The sequence below is a fragment of the Klebsiella sp. F11 genome, assembly GCF_056712265.1.
In genome coordinates this window covers 157,709-176,836 of sequence record NZ_JBWYFE010000002.1, presented here as the reverse complement: position 1 = coordinate 176,836, position 19,128 = coordinate 157,709, and the positions used below count along the sequence as shown (strand labels likewise).

Sequence of the window (19,128 nt, the reverse complement as noted above, 5' to 3'; positions counted from 1 at the left end):
AGCATCTTGTAGATATACTCGATTAACTTGAAGTTGCATTTTTCAGCGTCTAGAAGTTGTCATTTAAACGCTGTGACAACGTCCCGGCGATTGCCGGTAATTTATCGCTGAAGAAGCTGTGTATTTTCTGTCTGAACTCTCTGGCTGATTTGAAGTATCGGTTATTTCTCAACGTTTCATTCATCACTTTCCACAACCTCTCTATTGGATTCAGATTCGGGCTGTATGGCGGTAAGTAATGAAGTTCTATGTTCAGCAGATAGGCCCATGTTTTTACCTGCTCTGTCCTGTGGTATCCGGCTCCGTCAAGGATGATATGAACCTTTTGTTTTATCGGGTACGTTTCACGGATAGCAATAAAGAACCGGGCGATATTATGACTGTTAATTTTGTCATATTCCCGGATGACCGTCCGACTGATATCATTCAGGTTCAGGGCTCCCATAAGGTTCAGGCGGGAGCGACTGCCGGTGGTTTCTACCGCATGGGCTTTTTTTTCCGGCAGGCATCCAGCCGTAAGCCAGTTTTGTCTCCTGCGTAGGATGCACGCCGTCAATGAACAGAACAGGCTCATCGTCTCCCGCTTCCTGCTTCAGTTTTTCGTAGGCTTCCACGAACACCTGTTGCGCTTCTGCGTTGTATTTATGCGGGACGCCAGCCGGTTTTCTGTAGCTGAAGCCGTTGCGATGCAGCCATTTATTCATGCCCGGAATGCTATAGCAGATCCCCCACCATTCATTAACCCGTCCGACGATTGCCTGCGTGGTGGGAAGAGGATTATTCGTCAGGAAGATGATGAGTTCCGAGCTCTGTTCTTCGCTAAGATGCCCGTCAGAGCCGCCATTTTCAGGCTTCAGTATTTCGCTATTGAGCCAGTTATGCAGGTGCCGACGGACTGTCGCTTCATCAATACGCTGAGATTGTGCAATCATGCGTATTGACCAGCTTTCAGCAGAAAGCTGCACGCAACGGATCCTGTCACAGGTCCGGCGATAACGACATTTGCGATGTTGTGCCTCAAGAGCACATTTCTGTTCAGGACTAAGTTCAACATTCATGCTGCCAGCATGATATCCTTTTCGACAAAATCAAGCAGTTTCAATGAGCACGGGTATATAAATCCACCCCGCAGCGAGCTGCGGGGTGGATTTACCACAGCCATATTGAATGAGTGATGACAAATTTTGCACTGGCGTTCCATATTACTAGTCGAATGGCACGCAAAATGCTCATCATTACTCACCATTCAGCTGCGACAGTACGCGATTAAATGCCTCAGCCAGATACTTACGATGGCTGACGTCAGTCATCATCGTTAGATGCCCCCCAGGAATGGGAACAGAATGAATATTTAAATCCGGTAATGTATCTTGCCATCCACCAACTATATCAATCTGTGGCAGATTAACGTTCTCGTGATCGGCCGCATAAAACTGATAGAAGGGGAGCTTAATCGGCAATCGAATTGGCTTATAGTCACTTGCTATTTGTGCAAAGTGATAAATTGCTCTCCATTTGTCCGTGTCCAGTACGAGATTAGCATTAGCATCATTGCGCCATAGACTCTGTACTTTTTTTACCAGTTCTTCAAATTCCGTGTCATCAATATCCCTGATTAAAATATCTAATTTATAATGCTCCGCCTCAGGAGTCTTTGCTTTCATTTGTGCAATAAAATCCTGCTTAATAGTCTGATTTTTGTAGGTTAAATAATGAGGCGCAGGTACATCAATAAGACCTAAAAAATCAACACGGGCATCTTTTTCCATAAGCGAACAGGCGATGGCGTAAGCGAGTATCCCGCCAGAAGAATACCCGGCGATTTTATAGGGACCGTCAGGCTGGATTGTCTGGATGACGGGAAGCATTCTCTCAGCCATAGTTTCCAGCGTGGGGGACGAAGAATCACCAACAGCCGACCACGGCAGCACATAGATTGGGTATCCTGCCCGGAGATATTGGGCCAGAGAAATAACATAAGAATAATCACCTAATCCTGAGGGAACAAAAAAGACAGGTGGTTCGGTGCCTCCAAGGCGTACCGGGATCGCCGCTTTTTGCGGCCCCAACGGGGCCTGTGCAATTTGCAAAGCAAAATTGGCCAACCGTGGATGTTCAAAAATTTCGTTCAATGAGCAATCAAAACCGCAGTTCCGGATCCTCTGCATCAACTGCAAGGCCATGAGTGAATGGCCACCGAGGGCGAAGAAATTGTCATGGCGACCGACCCGCTCAACCCCGAGCAACACGGCCCAGAGCGCCGCCAAAGTGGTCTCAGTCTCGCCTTGTGGCGCTTCATATGCTTCGTGAGCAAAGTCTTCGTCCACTGGAGCGGGTAATGCTCGCCGATCAAGCTTACCATTGGGGGTCAGGGGTAAACTATCCAGTCGCACAAAAGCAGACGGTATCATATAATCGGGCAGAAGCTCACTCAGGTAATCACGCAGTACCCCTGCTATCGTTAACCCCGCCGACATGGATACTTCATTTACCGATACATTTGATTGAATCACTATATAAGCGACCAGCCGCTTGTCATTATCTGCGCCTTGTGCCACCACAACCGCCTCGCGAACGGAAGGATGCTCTGCCAGTCTGGCCGCAATCTCATCCGGCTCAATCCGGAAACCACGGATTTTGACCTGGTCGTCATTGCGGCCTACGAACACCACATCCCCGTTTGGAAGATAACGGGCCAAATCTCCCGTTTTAAACATCCGAGCGTCAGGTACGCCAGCAAAGGGGTCGGGCAGGAAACGTTCTGCCGTCAGCTCGGGGCGGTTCATATAGCCGCGCGCAACACCTGCTCCTCCGATATACATTTCACCCACGGCCCCCAGCGGAACTGGCTGCCTACAGGCGTCCAGAAGGTAAATACGCGTATTTAAAATGGGACGGCCAATCGGAACCGGGTCAGGTTCATCAGAGATACAAGGATGGACGGTTGCCCAGACGGTCGTCTCAGTCGGGCCATATTCGTTAAAGATTTCCACAGAAGTCAGGGTTGATGTCGATTCCCTAATTAGCTTCGCAGGACATAACTCCCCTGCAACGATCACCTGACGTAGTTGACCATACCCATGCCGGGCAACCTGCGGCAATACCAACCGAGCGAGCGAAGGCACAAGCAGCAGGGATGTGATTTTATTTTCAATCAGGATGTTGCTAATAATATTTGGATCAACTGCTGCTTTACTGTCCGGTAAACATAAAGCCCCCCCTGTCGTCAGAGTCCCGAAAATACCGGCTACAGAACTGTCAAACGCCACAGAAGACAATAGCAAGAATCGAGCATCACACTTCGGCTTATAAACAGAAGTTCTCGCCAGTGTCGATGCTACTAATCCACGATGTTCGACCATAACCCCCTTCGGTTGTCCGGTTGAACCGGAGGTATAGATGATATAAGCAAGATTGCGGGGAGTTAGACTGCGAACCCGGGGATTAGTCTCAGACTCCGACACCGTGCCTGACCACGTCTCATTGGGGTCAAGCACGGTATAAGCCAGTAGCGACTCACCCAGCACATTGCGTCCTGCCGCATCGGCCAGCACCAGTGCCGGGGCAGCGTCGGCAAGAATGTAAGCAAGCCGTTCGCCTGGATAAGCCGGATCGAGCGGCACATAGGCCCCGCCCGCCTTTAAGATCGCCATGAGGCCAACAACCATGGCCGGAGAACGCGCAACACAGATGGCAACCCCCTGGTCGGGCCCCACGCCCATATTGATTAGTCGGTGCGCCAGCTGATTGGCCCTGGCATTGAGCTCACCATAACTGAGTGTCGCACCTTCGCAAATCAATGCCGTCGCTTCGGAGCTATGCGCTACTTGCTCCTCGAATAAGTGATGAATGCACAAATGACCCGGATAGGGCGCTTCTGCCGCGTTCCACGTGTTGATCAACAAAGTGCGCTCAGACGCAGGCAAAATGTCAAGCAGCTGTACTGGTCGGTCGGGCGAGTGCGTCAGGGTTTCTGCCAGACTTTCCAGCGCCCGCTCCATATAGCAACACACCCGATCGGGATCGATCGAAGTGACTACCTGTGCCGTCAGTTCAAGCGCCTGGCCAAAATCATCCACCGACATTGTGAACGGATAATTGGTCCGCTCCTGTTCACCCAGGAGTTCAATGCCTGTCATTTGATCCATTATCTGGTCGAGGTTGCCCTCGACCAATAAGTCATTATGGCGATAATTGAGCAACGCACTGAACAGTGGCATACCTGCCGCCACCCCACTGCATCTTTGCGCCAGCGCCAGTGAGGCATGTTCGTGAGCCAGCAACTCAGCCAATCGGTCGTGAGCTTCTTGTACACTCTTTGCAGTACCGTTAGTGCCGATGTCAAGCCGGATCGGCAGTGTATTGATGAATAGCCCCATAGCCCTGTCGGCCCCCTGGCCCGCTTGCATGCGACCAAACAGCACAGTACCAAACACCACATGCTCCTGGCCGCTGGTTCGCGCCAGTACCTGCGCAAAGGCCACATGACACAGACTCGCCAGACTCACATTCAACCGTCTCGACTGTGCTCGCAGCCGATTATTCAATTCGGTCGACACCATCCGACGGGCTTCTCCCACCTGCGCACCGTCCCGATGTACTTCTGCCAGCCCAAATGGCAGCGTCGGCTCGTCTATCCCCCCCAGCATAGTCTTAAAGAAACGTTCGTATTCATCCGCACTTGCTCCCAGACGCGCCTGAGCAATCAGGTTGCGGAAGGGCTCAGGTGGTGGCAGCATGTCGCCACTATTGGCAAAGAAAGCCAACACTTCTCTATAAAAAAGTTGCAATGAAGAAGCATCGTCAATCAAATGATGCCGCAACTGCAACAAAATGAAGCGTTCCTCGACAGGATCATGAGCAACAACAAATTGCAATACCGGTGCCTGCGTCAGATCAATGCGATACCGGCGTGGGTCAAATTGTTGGGAAAGCTGTTCGATAACAGGCCCATCTGCGGGGTCGAGAATAAGCTCGGTAACAGAGAGCGGGGCCTTTCGCCATACAACTTGTGCCGGGCTGGACAACCCCTCCCAGACAAAGGCGGTACGCAGGATGTCATTGCGATCAACAACCTGCTGAACTGCGCTTAAATAATGATCCAATGTTGTACGGTCAACAAAAGCCATTTGAGCAATCAGCAGATAAGGGTCACCTTCTTTCGCGAGTAGATGATGGAATAAGATACCGTCCTGCAAAGGCGAGAGCGCATAGATATCCTGGATGTTGGCCACTCCGCCAGGAACCTGGGACACAATATGATCGATTTCGGCTTGACTGAGTTCGATTAGCGGCAGCAGTTCAGGGGTAATTTGAACCAGGCCCGGCCCGATTAAATTTGGGGGAACCACCACCTCCTGGTGTAAGCCAAGCGTGCTGGCCAAAGCCGACAACACAGGAGTACGGAACAAATCACGGACGGCGAGATTCAGACCGAGACGTCGCAGCCGCTCAATCAACTGCACGCCCATAAGAGAATGACCGCCAAGAGCAAAGAAATTGTCATGGCGGCCAATCCGTTCCACACCAAGCAGCTCCGACCAGAGTGTCGCCATGAGTTCCTCATTCTTGCCTTGCGGCATCTCATAAGCCGCATGGGCAAAATCCTCTTCCTCGGGAGCAGGCAATGCCCGTCGATCAAGCTTGCCATTGGGTGTATGCGGTAAGTTTTCCAGCTGTACAAAGGCAGACGGCACCATGTAATCGGGGAGGAGCGCGCGCAGATAATCACGCAGCACTCCTGCAAGCGCCAGGCCCGTCTCATTACCCGTCGGGACATCTTTTCCCGAGATCCCGGGGCTGGCCACTATATACGCGACCAGCCGCCTGTCGGTACCAGCGCCTTGTGCCACCACAACCGCCTCACGAATACGCGGATGCTCCGCCAGTCTGGCTGCAATCTCACCCGGTTCAATCCGGAATCCGCGGATCTTGACCTGGTCGTCATTGCGGCCAGCAAATACCAGGTTCCCGTCCGGCAGATAACGGGCCAAATCACCTGACCTGAACATCCGCGCGTCAGGCCTGCCAGCGAAGGGATCGGGCAGGAAACGTTCCGCCGTCAGTTCGGGACGGTTCAGATAGCCGCGCGCAACGCCCGCACCCCCGATATACATCTCACCCACCGCCCCCAGCGGAACAGGCTGGCCATGCGCGTCCAGAAGATAAACCGTTAAATCCGGCAGACGTTTGCCAATCACGCTGCGGGCCTGTTGAATATCGGAAAAATCAAGGGGGTAATAGGTCACATGCACTGTGGTTTCCGTGATCCCGTACATGTTGACCAGTTGCGGCGCGGACTCACTCCGCACTGCATACCACTCGCGCAGGGTAGCCGGTTGTAGCGCTTCTCCGCCAAAGATGACATAGCGCAGCCGATCCGATGAGGGTTGTACATACTTCATCAAGGCCTGGAAGGCGCTCGGCGTCTGGTTGAGGACGGTGACGCCGTGCTTGCAGAGTAGCTGGTAGAACGCCTCCGGCGACCGGGCAACGGCATGCGGAACCAGCACCAGTTTGCTGCCATAACGCAGGGCTCCCCACAGTTCCCAGACCGAGAAGTCAAAGGCAAACGAGTGGAACAGGCACCAGACGTCACTGGCCTCAAAGCGATAGGCAGGGTGTGTCGTCTCAAACAGGCGCACAACCTGTGCATGTTCGACCATGACGCCTTTAGGCTGTCCGGTTGAACCCGAGGTATAGATGATATAGGCAAGGTTGTAGGGAGTGAGGCCGCGAACCCGGGGATTGGTCGCAGGCTCCTTATCTGCCGGGGTTTCATTGGGATCGAGGACGGTACAGGTCTGCAACGCTTCACCCAGCGCCCGCTGCCCGGCCGCATCGGCCAGCACCAGGACCGGAGCAGCATCAGCGAGAATGTAAGCAAGACGCTCCCCCGGATAGGCCGGATCGAGCGGCACATAGGCTCCGCCTGCCTTAAGGATCGCCACAAGACCCACCACCATGGCCGGAGAGCGCTCGACACAGATTGCCACCCGCTGTTCGGGGCCTACCCCCAGCCCGATGAGCCGGTGCGCCAGCCGGTTGGCCCTGGTATTGAGCTCGCCATAGCTGAGCGTCTCATCCTCAAAGATCAGCGCCGTTGTTTCAGGATTACGTGCTGCCTGCTCTTCGAATAAATGATGAATGCAACGTTGGGTCAGATGAGTTACATCCGGAGCGTTCCATGTTTTGAGCAATAAGGTACGCTCAGACCTGTCAAGAAGGCCTATTGCGGTAACCGCTTGCCCGGGATCCCTGAGCATCTCAGCGAGGACAGTTTTCAGATAGCCCACTTGCCGCTCAATTGTGGCAGTGTCGAACAGTGCCGTCGCATAACCGAGAGTGCCGATAACCCGATCGTCTACTTCGGCCAGGTTCAGCTCCAAATCGAACTTAGCTACATTATAATCTGAACGAACCGGGCAGACTTCAAGATCGGGTAAAGTCCATTCGCCAGCATCATAGTTCTGCCAGGCAAAGACCACCTGAAACAGTGGTGTATGGCTTAATCGTCTGGGCGGCTGCACAATTTCCACCACCTGCTCGAAAGGCAGATCCTGACGATCCTGGGCTTCGAGAGCCCTATCGCGCACCTGAGCAAACAGGTCTGCCGCGCTTGGATTATCGCTGAGATCCACCCGCAGCGCCAACGTATTGACAAAGAAGCCTATTAACGGTTCGACATCGCGATGGCCCCGGTTTGCACTCGGCACACCAATCACAATATCGTCCTGTCCTGACAGACGGGATAACACCACCGCCCAGGCCGTCAACAGCATCATGAACAGTGTCACGCCATGCTGTTCGCTCAGACGCTTGAGAGCGGCTGTCAACTCGCCATCCAGTTCGATCGCAACAGAAGCCCCTACAAAAGACTGCTGCTCAGGCCGTTCACGGTCTGTCGGCAGGTCCAGCAGGACCGGTGCATCAGCCAGGGTTTGCTTCCAATAAGCAGCCTGCTCCTCCAGACGTGCTCCCGATAACCATTTCCGCTGCCAGGCGGCATAATCCGAATACTGGATCGTAAGAGGTGGCAGTGGGTTGGGTTGGCCCTTGCTATACGCTGTATAAAGAGTACTTAGCTCTGGCAAAAGTATGCCTAATGACCAGCCATCTGAAATAATGTGGTGTTGCGTGAGTAAGAATACATGTTCGTCAGCAGATGAAGCGGGTAATTGTGTGGAACCGAACCGGACCAGACAAGCCCGGATTAACGGGCCTTTGGCGAGATCGAATGGAGCCCGCGACTCCTCGTCACAAAAGCGGACAAGCTCGGCCAGTGAATCACATCCCTTGTGTTGACTGTCATGCAACTCAATCCGGCGCAACGGTAATCCCTGGCAGGGAGCCAACAGCTCTACTTTGGGCTCCCCCTTGATATTGATAAAGATTGAGCGCAATGCTTCATGGCGACTCCACAAGGTATTGAGAGCCTGTTGCAACGCTGCCACATTCAGCTGGCCCCGCAACCGCAGAGCCAGGGGGATGTGATAAGCTTCACTGATTCCACTATCAAGCTGGGTCAGAAACCATAGCCGCTGCTGGGCAAAAGATAGCGGCAAAGGCTTATCCCGGGAGATTATACTGATCGGAACACGCGCTATAGAACCGGCGTTATGTTGAATTTTTTCAATCGCCAACGCCAGAGTCTTGAGCGTTGGTGCCGTGAATAAAGTTGCAAACGGCAATTCGATCCCAAAAGATGCAATGCGACTGGTCAGCCGCACGGCCAGGAGTGAATGGCCGCCGAGGGCAAAGAAATTGTCATCCCGACCAATCTGTTCCACCCCAAGTAGCTCCGACCAGATGTTAGCTATAAGAAGTTCTGTCTCTCCCAATGGCATCTCATAGTCGGCATGGGCAAAAGCGTTTCCTTGCGGAACAGGCAATGCCCTTGTATCAAGTTTACCATTGGGCGTCATGGGCAATCTGTCCAAAAGTACAAAGGCAGAAGGAACCATATAATCAGGTAACTGACTTGAAAGATTAGCTTTCAAATTTAGTATTAATTGACGGGAGCCATTTTCGCACACGGGGATATTGGTTAATCGAGATTTTTCTTTAACAAAAACAGGAGGGAGATAGACATCCGTCAGTAGATTTTCCGATTGCGGCAGAAACAGGATGTCAAGTTCGCCAAGTTTTCCATCCCCTGACCACGTTGCTATTACCTGATAGCCAAGTTTATTACCAAGAACATGAAAATCTTCAGGGTGGGGAAGCTCTTCAAGTGAAGCGTACGCTTCAACAACCGACACAATCGATGCATTATGTTGAAGCTTTTCCATGGCAGTAATTTCGTTAACCAAATGTGCGTTAGGCACGTTACAAAGACGTACATTTTTAGGTCTGTACTCAGTCAAATATTCTCTTAATTCACTAAGAACATTGATTTCTTTTCCCCAGTACACTTTAGGCAGTGTTGCCAAGGAATATACTGTAACAGGTCCTTTCCTTAGCAAAACATCGTATCGATAACGAGTCAGCTCATTCGTGCTTCTTCCCCGCTTAATCCGAATGTCAACGCCAACCAGTTCCTGAAAAAATCGCTGCAACCAAGCAAAGAAAGAAGGGTTGAAAACTAACTCCTTTTCTACATTAAGGCGACGTTCAACTTCACAGTGTAGTGAAGTGATATCTGTTGCAGCGTTAACTTTAGTTAGTTGTATATCAGTGGAAAAGCAGCGAAGCAATGGCAGACTGCGAATATCTCCAAGAAAGATAGTTCCTCCAGGGGATAATAAATTAAGAGAATGCTGTATCACCTCGATAAAATAATCGACGTTCGGGAAGTACTGCACTACTGAATTAATCACAATAGTATCAAAATAACCGATTGGGAAACCGTCAACTTGATGAGCTGGCTGGCAACGTAAAGTAACATGTTCTGCAAACACAGGCAGTCCAGCAATCTGGTCTAAAAGCTTACTGATGGCTATCTGAGAGATATCTGTTCCCCAATACGTTTGGCAACACGGAGCTATTTGGGACAATAGCAAACCAGTGCCCACCCCGATCTCAAGTACATGCTTAGGATTGAGTTCGATAATACGAGCAACCGTTTCGGCCCGCCATTCTTGCATTTGTTCCAATGGGATGGGTTGATTATCATAACTGCTGATCCAGCCGTGAAAATCCTCGCCAAAGGGGATATTTTGCGATCTACTATATTCTAGATTGTAAAGCTTTTGCCAATCGCCTACCTGTTTGAGCTCTCGCTCGATGTCTCGCGTTTGTGGGGACTCTCGACTCACTATATAAGCGACCAGCCGCTTGTCAGTATCTGGGCCTTGTGCCACCACAACCGCCTCACGAATACGCGGATGCTCCGCCAGTCTGGCTGCAATCTCACCCGGTTCAATCCGGAATCCGCGGATCTTGACCTGGTCGTCATTTCGGCCAGCAAATACCAGGTTCCCGTCCGGCAGATAACGGGCCAAATCACCTGACCTGAACATCCGCGCGTCAGGCCTGCCAGCGAAGGGATCGGGCAGGAAACGTTCCGCCGTCAGTTCAGGACGGTTCAGATAGCCGCGCGCAACGCCCGCGCCCCCGATATACATCTCACCCACCGCCCCCAGCGGAACAGGCTGGCCATGCGAGTCCAGAAGATACACCGTTAAATCCGGCAGACGTTTGCCAATCACGCTGCGGGTCTGTTGAATATCGGAGGAAGTCAGGGGGTAATAGGTCACATGCACAGTGGTTTCCGTGATCCCGTACATATTGACCAGTTGCGGCGCGGACTCACTCCGCACCGCATACCACTCGCGCAGGGTAGCCGGCTGTAGCGCTTCTCCGCCAAAGATGACATAGCGCAGCCGATCCGATGAGGGTTGTACATACTTCATCAAGGCCTGGAAGGCGCTCGGCGTCTGGTTGAGGACGGTGACGCCGTGCTTGCAGAGTAGCTGGTAAAACGCCTCTGGCGACCGGGCAACGGCATGCGGAACCAGCACCAGCTTGCTGCCATAACGCAGGGCTCCCCACAGTTCCCAGACCGAAAAGTCAAAGGCAAACGAGTGGAACAGGCACCAGACGTCACTGACCTCAAAGCGATAGGCAGGGTGTGTCGTCTCAAACAGGCGCACAACCTGTGCATGTTCGACCATGACGCCTTTAGGCTGTCCGGTTGAACCCGAGGTATAAATGATATAGGCAAGGTTGTAGGGAGTGAGGCTGCGAACCCGGGGATTGGTCGCAGGCTCCTTATCTGCCGGAGTGTCATTGGGATCGAGGACGGTACAGGTCTGCAACGCTTCACCCAGCGCCCGCTGCCCGGCCGCATCGGCCAGCACCAGGACCGGAGCAGCATCAGCGAGAATGTAAGCAAGACGCTCCCCCGGATAGGCCGGATCGAGCGGCACATAGGCTCCACCTGCCTTAAGGATCGCCACAAGACCCACCACCATGGCCGGAGAGCGCTCGACGCAGATTGCCACCCGCTGTTCGGGGCCTACCCCCAGCCCGATGAGCCGGTGCGCAAGCCGGTTGGCTCTGATATTGAGCTCGCCATAGCTGAGCGTCTCATCCTCAAAGATCAGCGCCGTTGTTTCAGGACTACGTGCCGCCTGCTCCTCGAATAAATGATGGATGCACTGATTAACCTTATAGGACGTCTTTATCGTGTTCCATGTTTTGAATAGCAATGTATTCTCAACCTGAGACAACAGATTGAGGCACGCCACGGGCAGAGTCTTATCGACATCAGCACTGCGTGTCAGCATCTGCAAATGCTCGCTGATCCTATTGATGGTTTCAGCATGTAATTGGTGCTCATCATAAATCCACCTAAAGCGTCCCTTTGGATCAATCTGTAACGTTAAAAGATCGCCAATGGCTTCTTGGTCATTTGGATCGTTGACAATGGCTACACCAATGCGCCATGGCCTGGGCTCTCTCAGCTCGGATATCTTCTGCAAAACCGGATGATGACTCGCTATATCACATAAAAAACTATCGTGACGGGATAGCTGTTCTACTTCTTCTACAGCTTGTTTAACGATGTTTGCAAAGGAGTCCTCCCATGAAATCTCGAATTCCATCGGCAAAACGGATGCCCAAAGGGATGCTATAGTTGTTTGTGTTGCACTATCTGGCCGACGCCAGCCTATTTGCAACCGGGAGTAGCCCAACAGGCGTGTCAAGTAAACAGCAAAAGCACCGAGTGCTATCCACTTTTCTTCCCTTACACCACTGTATTTAAGCGGTACATGCCACAAGCTTGTTACCCACTTCGGTACATTTTGACCTACTTGTTCTGACGTCGTTTCATATGGCAAATATAGTGGCAGCATGCGTGTCAGCCGCTCAAGCCAGAATATTTCATTTTCATTTTTCGGTATATTTGATTCAGTCTGTTCTTCACCTGAACGTGAAGCTTTGTTGACATAAAAATTATCATCCATAGCACCATCCTGCTCATTGTCGGGTAATAATCTGGTAAGGCTTTGTTGAATAAATCAGGGTTAGCCGACAGAATGGTCCTCTCTGCTACATCTGTTATGCGATCCTGACGCTCTCTGGCATACCCAACAACGTCATCTGGTTTAGCGCTTTGACCATCGCCATCACTTCACCCACCTGCGCGTCATAGTCCCGCAGGCTCAGATGGTCTATCGGCAAGGTTTTGATTCTGTACATCGCCGTTTACGCTATCGAACGCCGGTGGTAGCCCACTTTCTTTTTCCAGATGTAATTACTGCCGCTCAGATGCTGATTCGCCACCGCGTGGTTACGCTCATGGTGTTTGTCCGGCCAGTATTGCGCACCGCTTTGTGGCGGGATAAGCAGCCTGATTTTTTCCCTCAGTAACGCATCATGGCAGTAGCATGCGTCATAAGCGCCGTCTGATGAAGCTTCCCTGATATTCCGGTGGGTCTGGTTAATCAGCGCCGGCAGGGCTGAGCATCTGTCGTACCGCTCAGCAATAAACCGGCACAGATAATCCGTGCGTCGCACTGTCTACAGCCAGATGAAGCCTGCGCCACACCCTGCGTCTGTCGGCCCCTGTTGCCTGACTTTCCATTCGCCTTCGCCGAAAACTTTCAGACCGGTACTGTCAATGACCAGGTGTGATAATTGCCCCGGGTCGGCGTTTTGATATTGACAGTTTTTGCCCGCCGAACACTGACCAGAGAGTAGTCCGGGCAGCGCAATGACAGGTCCATGAGTTTATAAAGCGAGTCAACGAAGCCCTGTAAAGCCCGGAGCGAGAGGTTAAACACGCGTTTCATCATCAGGACCGTGGTGATGGCCATATCAGTGTAGTGAAGCGGTCGGCCACGACCTTCAGGCTGAGCCTTTTCATTCCATGCAGCAATAGTAGACTCATCAAGCCAGACCGTCAGTGAACCGCGCTGTTTGAGAGTCTTGTTGTTGGCGGACCTGTTGGTGATTTTAAATTTTTGCTTTGTCATAGGGACCCTATGTTGAAACAAATGTAGCGATCAGATCCGCTAATCACCTTAAAGTTCGATTTATTCAACAAATCCATCTACCATCTAGTAACATAGATATAGAGTAAATAGTGTGACGATTAGCCAAATTGACAGCTTTATTAACAGCCCGTAAATACTAACCCTGAAATAAGGGTCATGACTCAAATTTAGTGTTGTAGTATGCTTTGCTTTTTGGATTTCTGATGGCAAAGATTGATGTGGTATGCCCACGTTGTACCAGAACACAGAATGTCATTCGTAACGGGCATTCGGCTTCCGGTGCTCAGTTATATCGCTGTAAGCACTGCCTCAAAACCTTCCAGCTCAGTTACCTCTACAACGGGGCTAAACCTGACACACACAAAACCGTTATTGATATGGCGATGAATGGCTCCGGATGTCGGGATACCGCCAGAGTTCTCGGGATAAGCCTCAACACTGTTCTCAGGCATTTAAAAAACTCACGCCACTGAGCGTTACTCAGACTGTCCGGAATGGCGCAGAGGGCGATATCTGCTGCGAGGCCGATGAACAGTGCTCTTACGTGCGCTGCAAGGGCAATCCGCGCTGGTTGTTTTACGCGTATGACCGAATCAATAAGCGCGTTCTTGCCCATGTATTCGGGGTAGAGTCTTAGGGCGTGGTGTAAATTCAGCAGGATGGTGAGCGCCATCGGCTTATCCGGTAAAGTAATGGTTACGAAGACATTATCTTTAAAAGGAGTCAACCGATGGCTGACAACAGCATGACATTCAGCAACACCCTGATGCAACCTGGCGGCGAGGACTTCCTGCGTGAACTCACCGAATTTATGCTCAACCGCATCATGGAAGCCGATGTCACCCAGCGCATCAACGCGGAACCTCATGAGCGAACTGATGAGCGTGAGACTTACCGTAACGGCTACCGCGACCGTCAGTACAACACCCGCCTCGGCACGCTGGACCTGCGTATCCCGAAGCTCCGGGAAGGCTCGTACTTCCCGTCCTTCCTCGAGGCCCGCAGGCTGTCGGAGAAGGCGCTCAACGCGGTTATCCAGGAGGCGTGGATAAATGGCGTCTCCACCCGCAAGGTGGACGCCCTGGTCCGGTCGATGGGAATGACCGGCATCTCCCGCAGCCAGGTCTCGTCCATCTGCCGCGGTATCGATGAGCGCGTGCAGGCCTTCCTGCAGCGACCGCTGGAAGGCGAATGGCCTTACCTGTGGCTGGATGCGACCTACGTGAAGGTGCGCAAGAACGGCCGGGTGGTCAGCGTGGCGGTCATAATCGCCTGCGCGGTCAACTCGGACGGTCGCCGGGAGATTATCGGAATGGGCATCGGTGAGTCAGAAGCGAAAGCGTTCTGGTTAGCCTTCCTGCCGGGTCTGAAAGAGCGCGGTCTTGAGGGCGTAAAGCTGGTTATATCGGACTCGCACAGCGGGCTGAAAGCGGCGATACAGCAGGTGTTCTGTGCCAGCTGGCAGCGCTGCCGGGTCCACTTCATGCGTAATGTGATGGGGCGCGTCAGCAGGGCCAGCCAGTCGGTGGTTCGTGCCGCCCTGCAGCAGGTGTTCGTGCAGACAGAGGAGCAGAATGCCCATGCCACCTGGCGTGAGGTGGCAGGCCAGCTGGAAAAGAGCTTCCCGGCGGTCACGGAGATGATGGACGAGGCGGAAGCAGACGTGCTGGCGTACTTCGCCTTCCCGAAAGCGCACCGGGTGAAAATCCACTCGACTAACACGCTGGAGCGTCTGAACAAAGAGGTGAAACGGCGTGCTGATGTAGTGGGCATCTTCCCCAACGAAGAGAGCATCATGCGGCTGCTGGGTGCGGTGCTGACGGAGCAGAACGAGGAATGGCTGTTGCAGAACCGCTACCTGCCACAACACAGCATGGCGGAGATAGACCAGACTGGTGAAACCGAAGTAATCGAAGCGCTGCCGGTCAGCGTATAACAGGTCCATTACCGGACCGGAAGGCTGTAACTGAATTTACACCACCTTGACGGACTCGACCAAACTTCCTCTGCTCCTGCACGAGGCTTTGTCGTGACTTTATAAGCCCGGCGCTGACGGCATTCCAGTCCCTCTTCCTGCATGAGTTTCATCACCCGCCAGCGGCTGACTGTGACGCCTTCTTCACGAAGCTTTTTAACCAGAGTCCGGCCGCCGGCACTTTCTCTGCTGGCGGCAAACAGGGCTTTCAGTCTGACCCGGATACCGACATCGTCTGGGGAGGTGACAACAGGTCTTTTTTGCCACGCATACCAGGCTGAGGAACTGTGATCTGGTCAAGTTAAACAGGACACTTTTTTCTCAGCCATCTGTTCATATCGCACTGGCGATAAATACCCATTCGAAGCATGGTTTCTGTCAAGATTGTAATAACGCATATAGTCTGCAACATCACGTTTCATACCTGCCCGCGTCTGCTGCGGGATCAACAGCACCCATTCATGTTTCAAACTGCCCCAAAAACGCTCCATTACCGCGTTATCCCAGCAGGCGCCAACATCTCCCATGCTGCTTCTGAGTCCGTAACTGGTTAACTGCGTTTGGAAGCGCTTGCTGGTATACTGCGCTCCACGATCGGTATGGACGACCAGCCCTGTCGGTGGATTGCGCAGGTTGTAAGCCTGCATGAGAGCCCGGCAAACCAGCGACGATGTCATTCTCTTGTCAATGTGCCAACCGACGATCCGGCGGGAATATAAATCCATGATCGCAGCCAGGTACAACCAGCCTTCACCCGTTTTCAGATACGTAATATCACTCACCCATATCTGGTCCGGTCCGGGAGGATTGAAGTTCTGATTCAACAGATTTGGTGCAAAATCAGCCCCTTTCTTCGGTTTCGTTGTGACCTTCCAGGCACGGCGTTGCCGGCAGAGAAGTCCCTCTTCGCTCATGATTTTTCTAACGCGCCAACGACTTATGGTGACGCCTTCTTCACGGAGCTTTTTAACCAGCGTTCGGCTCCCGGCACTTTCCCGACTGGCAGAGAATAACGCCTTGAGCATCACCCTGACTGCGGTATCTTTCGACGGGCAGGCTATCGGCTTTTTTCGCCAGGCATACCATGCGGACGGGCTAATGCGCATCACGCGACAAAGCGTCCGTAGCCTGTAATTACCTGCGTTATCGAGGATAAACTGGTATCTCACGACATGTGCTTCGCAAAGAAGGCGCTCGCCTTTTTTAATATTTCCTTCTCAATGCGTAACTCTTTGTTTTCTAGACGTAGCCTTCGGAGTTCAGCTTGTTCATCTTCACTAAGCGGACTTTCATGGCGCTGGCGCGCGGCGGCGACCCAACTGCGCAATGTTTTGGCGCTGATCCCCAAAGAAGTTGCGGCACGCGCAATGGAGTAATTTTGCGTCAGCACCAGGGCCACCGTTTCCTTCTTAAATTCTGGCGTAAACTTTCGCTTCTGATTCACTAAACACCTCCATTTTGGATGTAAGTTTAGTGTCCTGATTATTCGACCACAGCACTGACCCGCATCACCCGGCAAAGCCGCCTGACACCGAACTCACCGGCAAGATCGCGGATAAACAAGTATCTCACGACATGTGCTTCGCAAAGAAGGCACTCGCCTTCTTTAAAATGTCCTTCTCAAGGCGTAACTCTTTGTTTTCTTTGCGCAGGCGTTTAAGTTCTGCCCGCTCATTCTCATTGAGTTCGCTTTCACTCTGCTGACGGGTGCCAACAACCCATCCCCTCAGCGTTCTGTCGCTGATCCCCAGCGACGCTGCGGCTTTGGCGATGGTATAACCCTGCTCACTGACCAGGGCCACGGCTTCCTTTTTAAACTCTGGGGTAAATGTTCTCTTTTTCATCACTAAACACCTCCGTTATGGATGTAAGTTTAGTGTCCGGTTTATTCGACCACATCACATGATTCTGGCACAATATTCGTAACCAGTAAGCGCATACCCTGAATCACTTAGAAGTGTAATTCTCAGGGTGCGAATGACTATACCTGGCACAGAAGCGGCCAGTCCAGTGGGCTGGCATCTCCGCTGTGAGCGGACCTTTCATTCATGGTGGCTATATGTTTTCATTGCGTTAAATACAACATTTCCGAAGCGCCTTGACTGGCAATACAGTAGAGCGTCAATGACTATCAAAAATCTATGGATCTAAACCTTCTTGGCTTTATGCCAGCACTACTCCCTGTTGCACTCTCCCCCGGAGCAAGCTTCACTCTTGTTATGAGCGGTGCTCTGGCAGGCGGTCACAAAGGACTGTTCCGGACTCTTGCCGGAACAGCTTTGGGCATTTATACCCACGCAGTTCTCATAGGGTTTGGTATTACCGCTGTGCTCATATCGTCTCCAGCAACTTTTGCTGTGTTGAAATTTTTCGGAACCGCCTATCTGCTTTGGTTAGGAGCGATGCTCATACGTAACGGCATAAGGGCAAACCCAGAAGGGTTTGCTGATACGAAGCATTCGGTGACTTTAAGAGAGGCCTGGATAGCGAATGTTTTGAATCCTAAAGCCATCATTTTCTATCTGACAGTCGTTTCGCAGTTCGCAGGGATACAGGGAGGTGTTTGCAACTATCTGACACTGGCATCAGTACATGTAGTCGTCATGAGCGTTTGGCTTTACGCTGTAAGCCAAATACTGATCTTTTCAGTAAAAAAAGCCAACCCATTAATGCTCAAAAGATACGTCAACATTGCGGGCGGGATGTTGCTAATTGCTTTTTCTCTGCACAGCCTGATCCCGTAATACATCACCTATATCGACAACGCCCGCTCTTGGCACATAGCAGACCGTACAGCTGAGAACTCAGGGTCATGACTGCCCAGTCTTTACTCTGAGTATGGTTTGCCGGGTAGTATTAAATTCCCGGGCAATGGCGCTGATACTGATCCCGGCGTTAATCCCTGCAATCACCGTAGTTTTCTGCTCTTCATTCAGCACTGAAGGACGTCCAAACCGCTTTCCGGATGCTTTTGCCCGCGCAATACCAGAGTGCGTACGCTCTAGCAGCAAATCCCGCTCAAACTCAGCCACGGCTGAAATCACCTGCATTGTCATTTTCCCTGCCGGACTGGTCAGGTCCACGCCACCCAGCGTCAGGCAATGTACCCGAATGTCAGACACTGCAAGTTGTTCGACGGTTTTTCTTATATCCATCGCATTGCGGCCAAGGCGGTCAAGTTTGGTGACAATCAGTACATCACCATTTTCCATGCGGTCAAGAAGCCTGATAAATCCCGGTCTTTCGCTGGCCGCGACTGACCCACTGATGTGTTCCTCAATTATTCGCTGGGGTCTGACAGCAAAACCGGCGGTTTCGATTTCTCTGCGCTGGTTCTCAGTTGTTTGCTCCAGAGTGGAGACCCGACAGTAAGCAAAAACACGTGACATAGGAAACTTTCCGTACGAAATGGATGTCCGAATTATAAGGTATGTACGAAATTAATTTTACTGACTTTCGGACACATTGTCAGACTGGTGTACGAAACCGACCGATTTCGGACATATTCTGTGAGGTATCATTGAACATCATCAAGCTGACAGCTTCAGGGGCTGTAACGGGGCCGGTCCCCTTCCCTGCTGTTCTGGTCTCTCCGGGCGTACTGTGCCATCACACAGGCGCATAATGGTTTACCGTGAGATGACGGATTAGCGGGCAACAGTGCTGATACTGGCCCCGCTTTGAGGCGTCCGGCTACTGTCTGCTGCTGTT

At 52.0% G+C, this 19,128-nt stretch carries 7 protein-coding genes and 3 pseudogenes; 3 read left to right on the top strand and 7 right to left on the bottom strand.

Annotation, left to right across the window (positions count from 1 at the left end):
- Positions 1–49 precede the first annotated feature (49 nt).
- From AC1M2H_RS28710 to AC1M2H_RS28700, 3 genes and pseudogenes are all read right to left on the bottom strand, one after another.
- Positions 50–1,058 (bottom strand): annotated as a pseudogene (locus tag AC1M2H_RS28710) (IS630 family transposase).
- A gap of 177 nt (positions 1,059–1,235) precedes the next feature.
- Positions 1,236–12,410 (bottom strand): amino acid adenylation domain-containing protein, encoded by an 11,175-nt coding sequence (locus AC1M2H_RS28705; protein WP_480152240.1) that lies wholly within the window; start codon positions 12,408–12,410, stop codon positions 1,236–1,238.
- Between the two features lie 94 nt (positions 12,411–12,504).
- Positions 12,505–13,421, bottom strand: a pseudogene (locus AC1M2H_RS28700) (IS5 family transposase).
- Between the two features lie 224 nt (positions 13,422–13,645).
- Between AC1M2H_RS28700 and AC1M2H_RS28695 the strand changes: the two are divergent.
- A pseudogene (locus AC1M2H_RS28695) lies at positions 13,646–14,067 on the top strand (IS1 family transposase); the annotation flags it as partial.
- A 105-nt stretch (positions 14,068–14,172) separates the two neighbouring features.
- Positions 14,173–15,378 carry an IS256 family transposase gene (locus AC1M2H_RS28690; RefSeq protein WP_480152239.1) on the top strand — a complete coding sequence of 402 codons (1,206 nt, stop codon included), beginning with the start codon at positions 14,173–14,175 and terminating at the stop codon, positions 15,376–15,378.
- 8 nt (positions 15,379–15,386) lie between these two features.
- Here the strand turns inward: AC1M2H_RS28690 and AC1M2H_RS28685 are convergent, their stop codons facing one another.
- The 3 genes from AC1M2H_RS28685 to AC1M2H_RS28675 form a co-directional block, all read right to left on the bottom strand.
- Positions 15,387–15,629, bottom strand: coding sequence for a helix-turn-helix domain-containing protein (locus AC1M2H_RS28685; protein ID WP_480152293.1), 243 nt, complete (start codon positions 15,627–15,629; stop codon positions 15,387–15,389).
- Positions 15,630–15,713: 84 nt separating this feature from the next.
- Positions 15,714–16,900, bottom strand: a protein-coding gene (locus AC1M2H_RS28680; RefSeq protein WP_480151852.1) for an IS3 family transposase whose coding sequence is annotated in 2 segments (ribosomal slippage) — positions 15,714–16,624 and positions 16,624–16,900 — 1,188 coding nt in all. Because the reading frame shifts where the segments join, the coding sequence is not laid out codon by codon here.
- 85 nt (positions 16,901–16,985) lie between these two features.
- Positions 16,986–17,261: a transposase gene (locus AC1M2H_RS28675; RefSeq protein WP_480152292.1), complete on the bottom strand. Its 276-nt coding sequence runs from the start codon at positions 17,259–17,261 to the stop codon at positions 16,986–16,988.
- 297 nt (positions 17,262–17,558) lie between these two features.
- On the opposite strand from AC1M2H_RS28675, the gene AC1M2H_RS28670 reads away from it, so the two are divergent.
- Positions 17,559–18,161, top strand: a complete 603-nt coding sequence (locus AC1M2H_RS28670) for a LysE family translocator (protein ID WP_480152238.1) — start codon at positions 17,559–17,561, stop codon at positions 18,159–18,161.
- A 66-nt stretch (positions 18,162–18,227) separates the two neighbouring features.
- Here the strand turns inward: AC1M2H_RS28670 and AC1M2H_RS28665 are convergent, their stop codons facing one another.
- Positions 18,228–18,806, bottom strand: a complete 579-nt coding sequence (locus AC1M2H_RS28665) for a recombinase family protein (RefSeq protein ID WP_480152237.1) — start codon at positions 18,804–18,806, stop codon at positions 18,228–18,230.
- Positions 18,807–19,128: the final 322 nt, after the last annotated feature.

Excerpts from the sequence above, each read along its gene's own strand:
- AC1M2H_RS28705 (WP_480152240.1), bottom strand. The coding sequence starts at position 12,410 with ATGGATGATAATTTTTATGTCAACAAAGCTTCACGTTCAGGTGAAGAA.
- AC1M2H_RS28665 (WP_480152237.1), bottom strand. The coding sequence starts at position 18,806 with ATGTCACGTGTTTTTGCTTACTGTCGGGTCTCCACTCTGGAGCAAACA.
- AC1M2H_RS28670 (WP_480152238.1), top strand. The coding sequence starts at position 17,559 with ATGGATCTAAACCTTCTTGGCTTTATGCCAGCACTACTCCCTGTTGCA.
- AC1M2H_RS28675 (WP_480152292.1), bottom strand. The coding sequence starts at position 17,261 with ATGAAAAAGAGAACATTTACCCCAGAGTTTAAAAAGGAAGCCGTGGCC.
- AC1M2H_RS28690 (WP_480152239.1), top strand. The coding sequence starts at position 14,173 with ATGGCTGACAACAGCATGACATTCAGCAACACCCTGATGCAACCTGGC.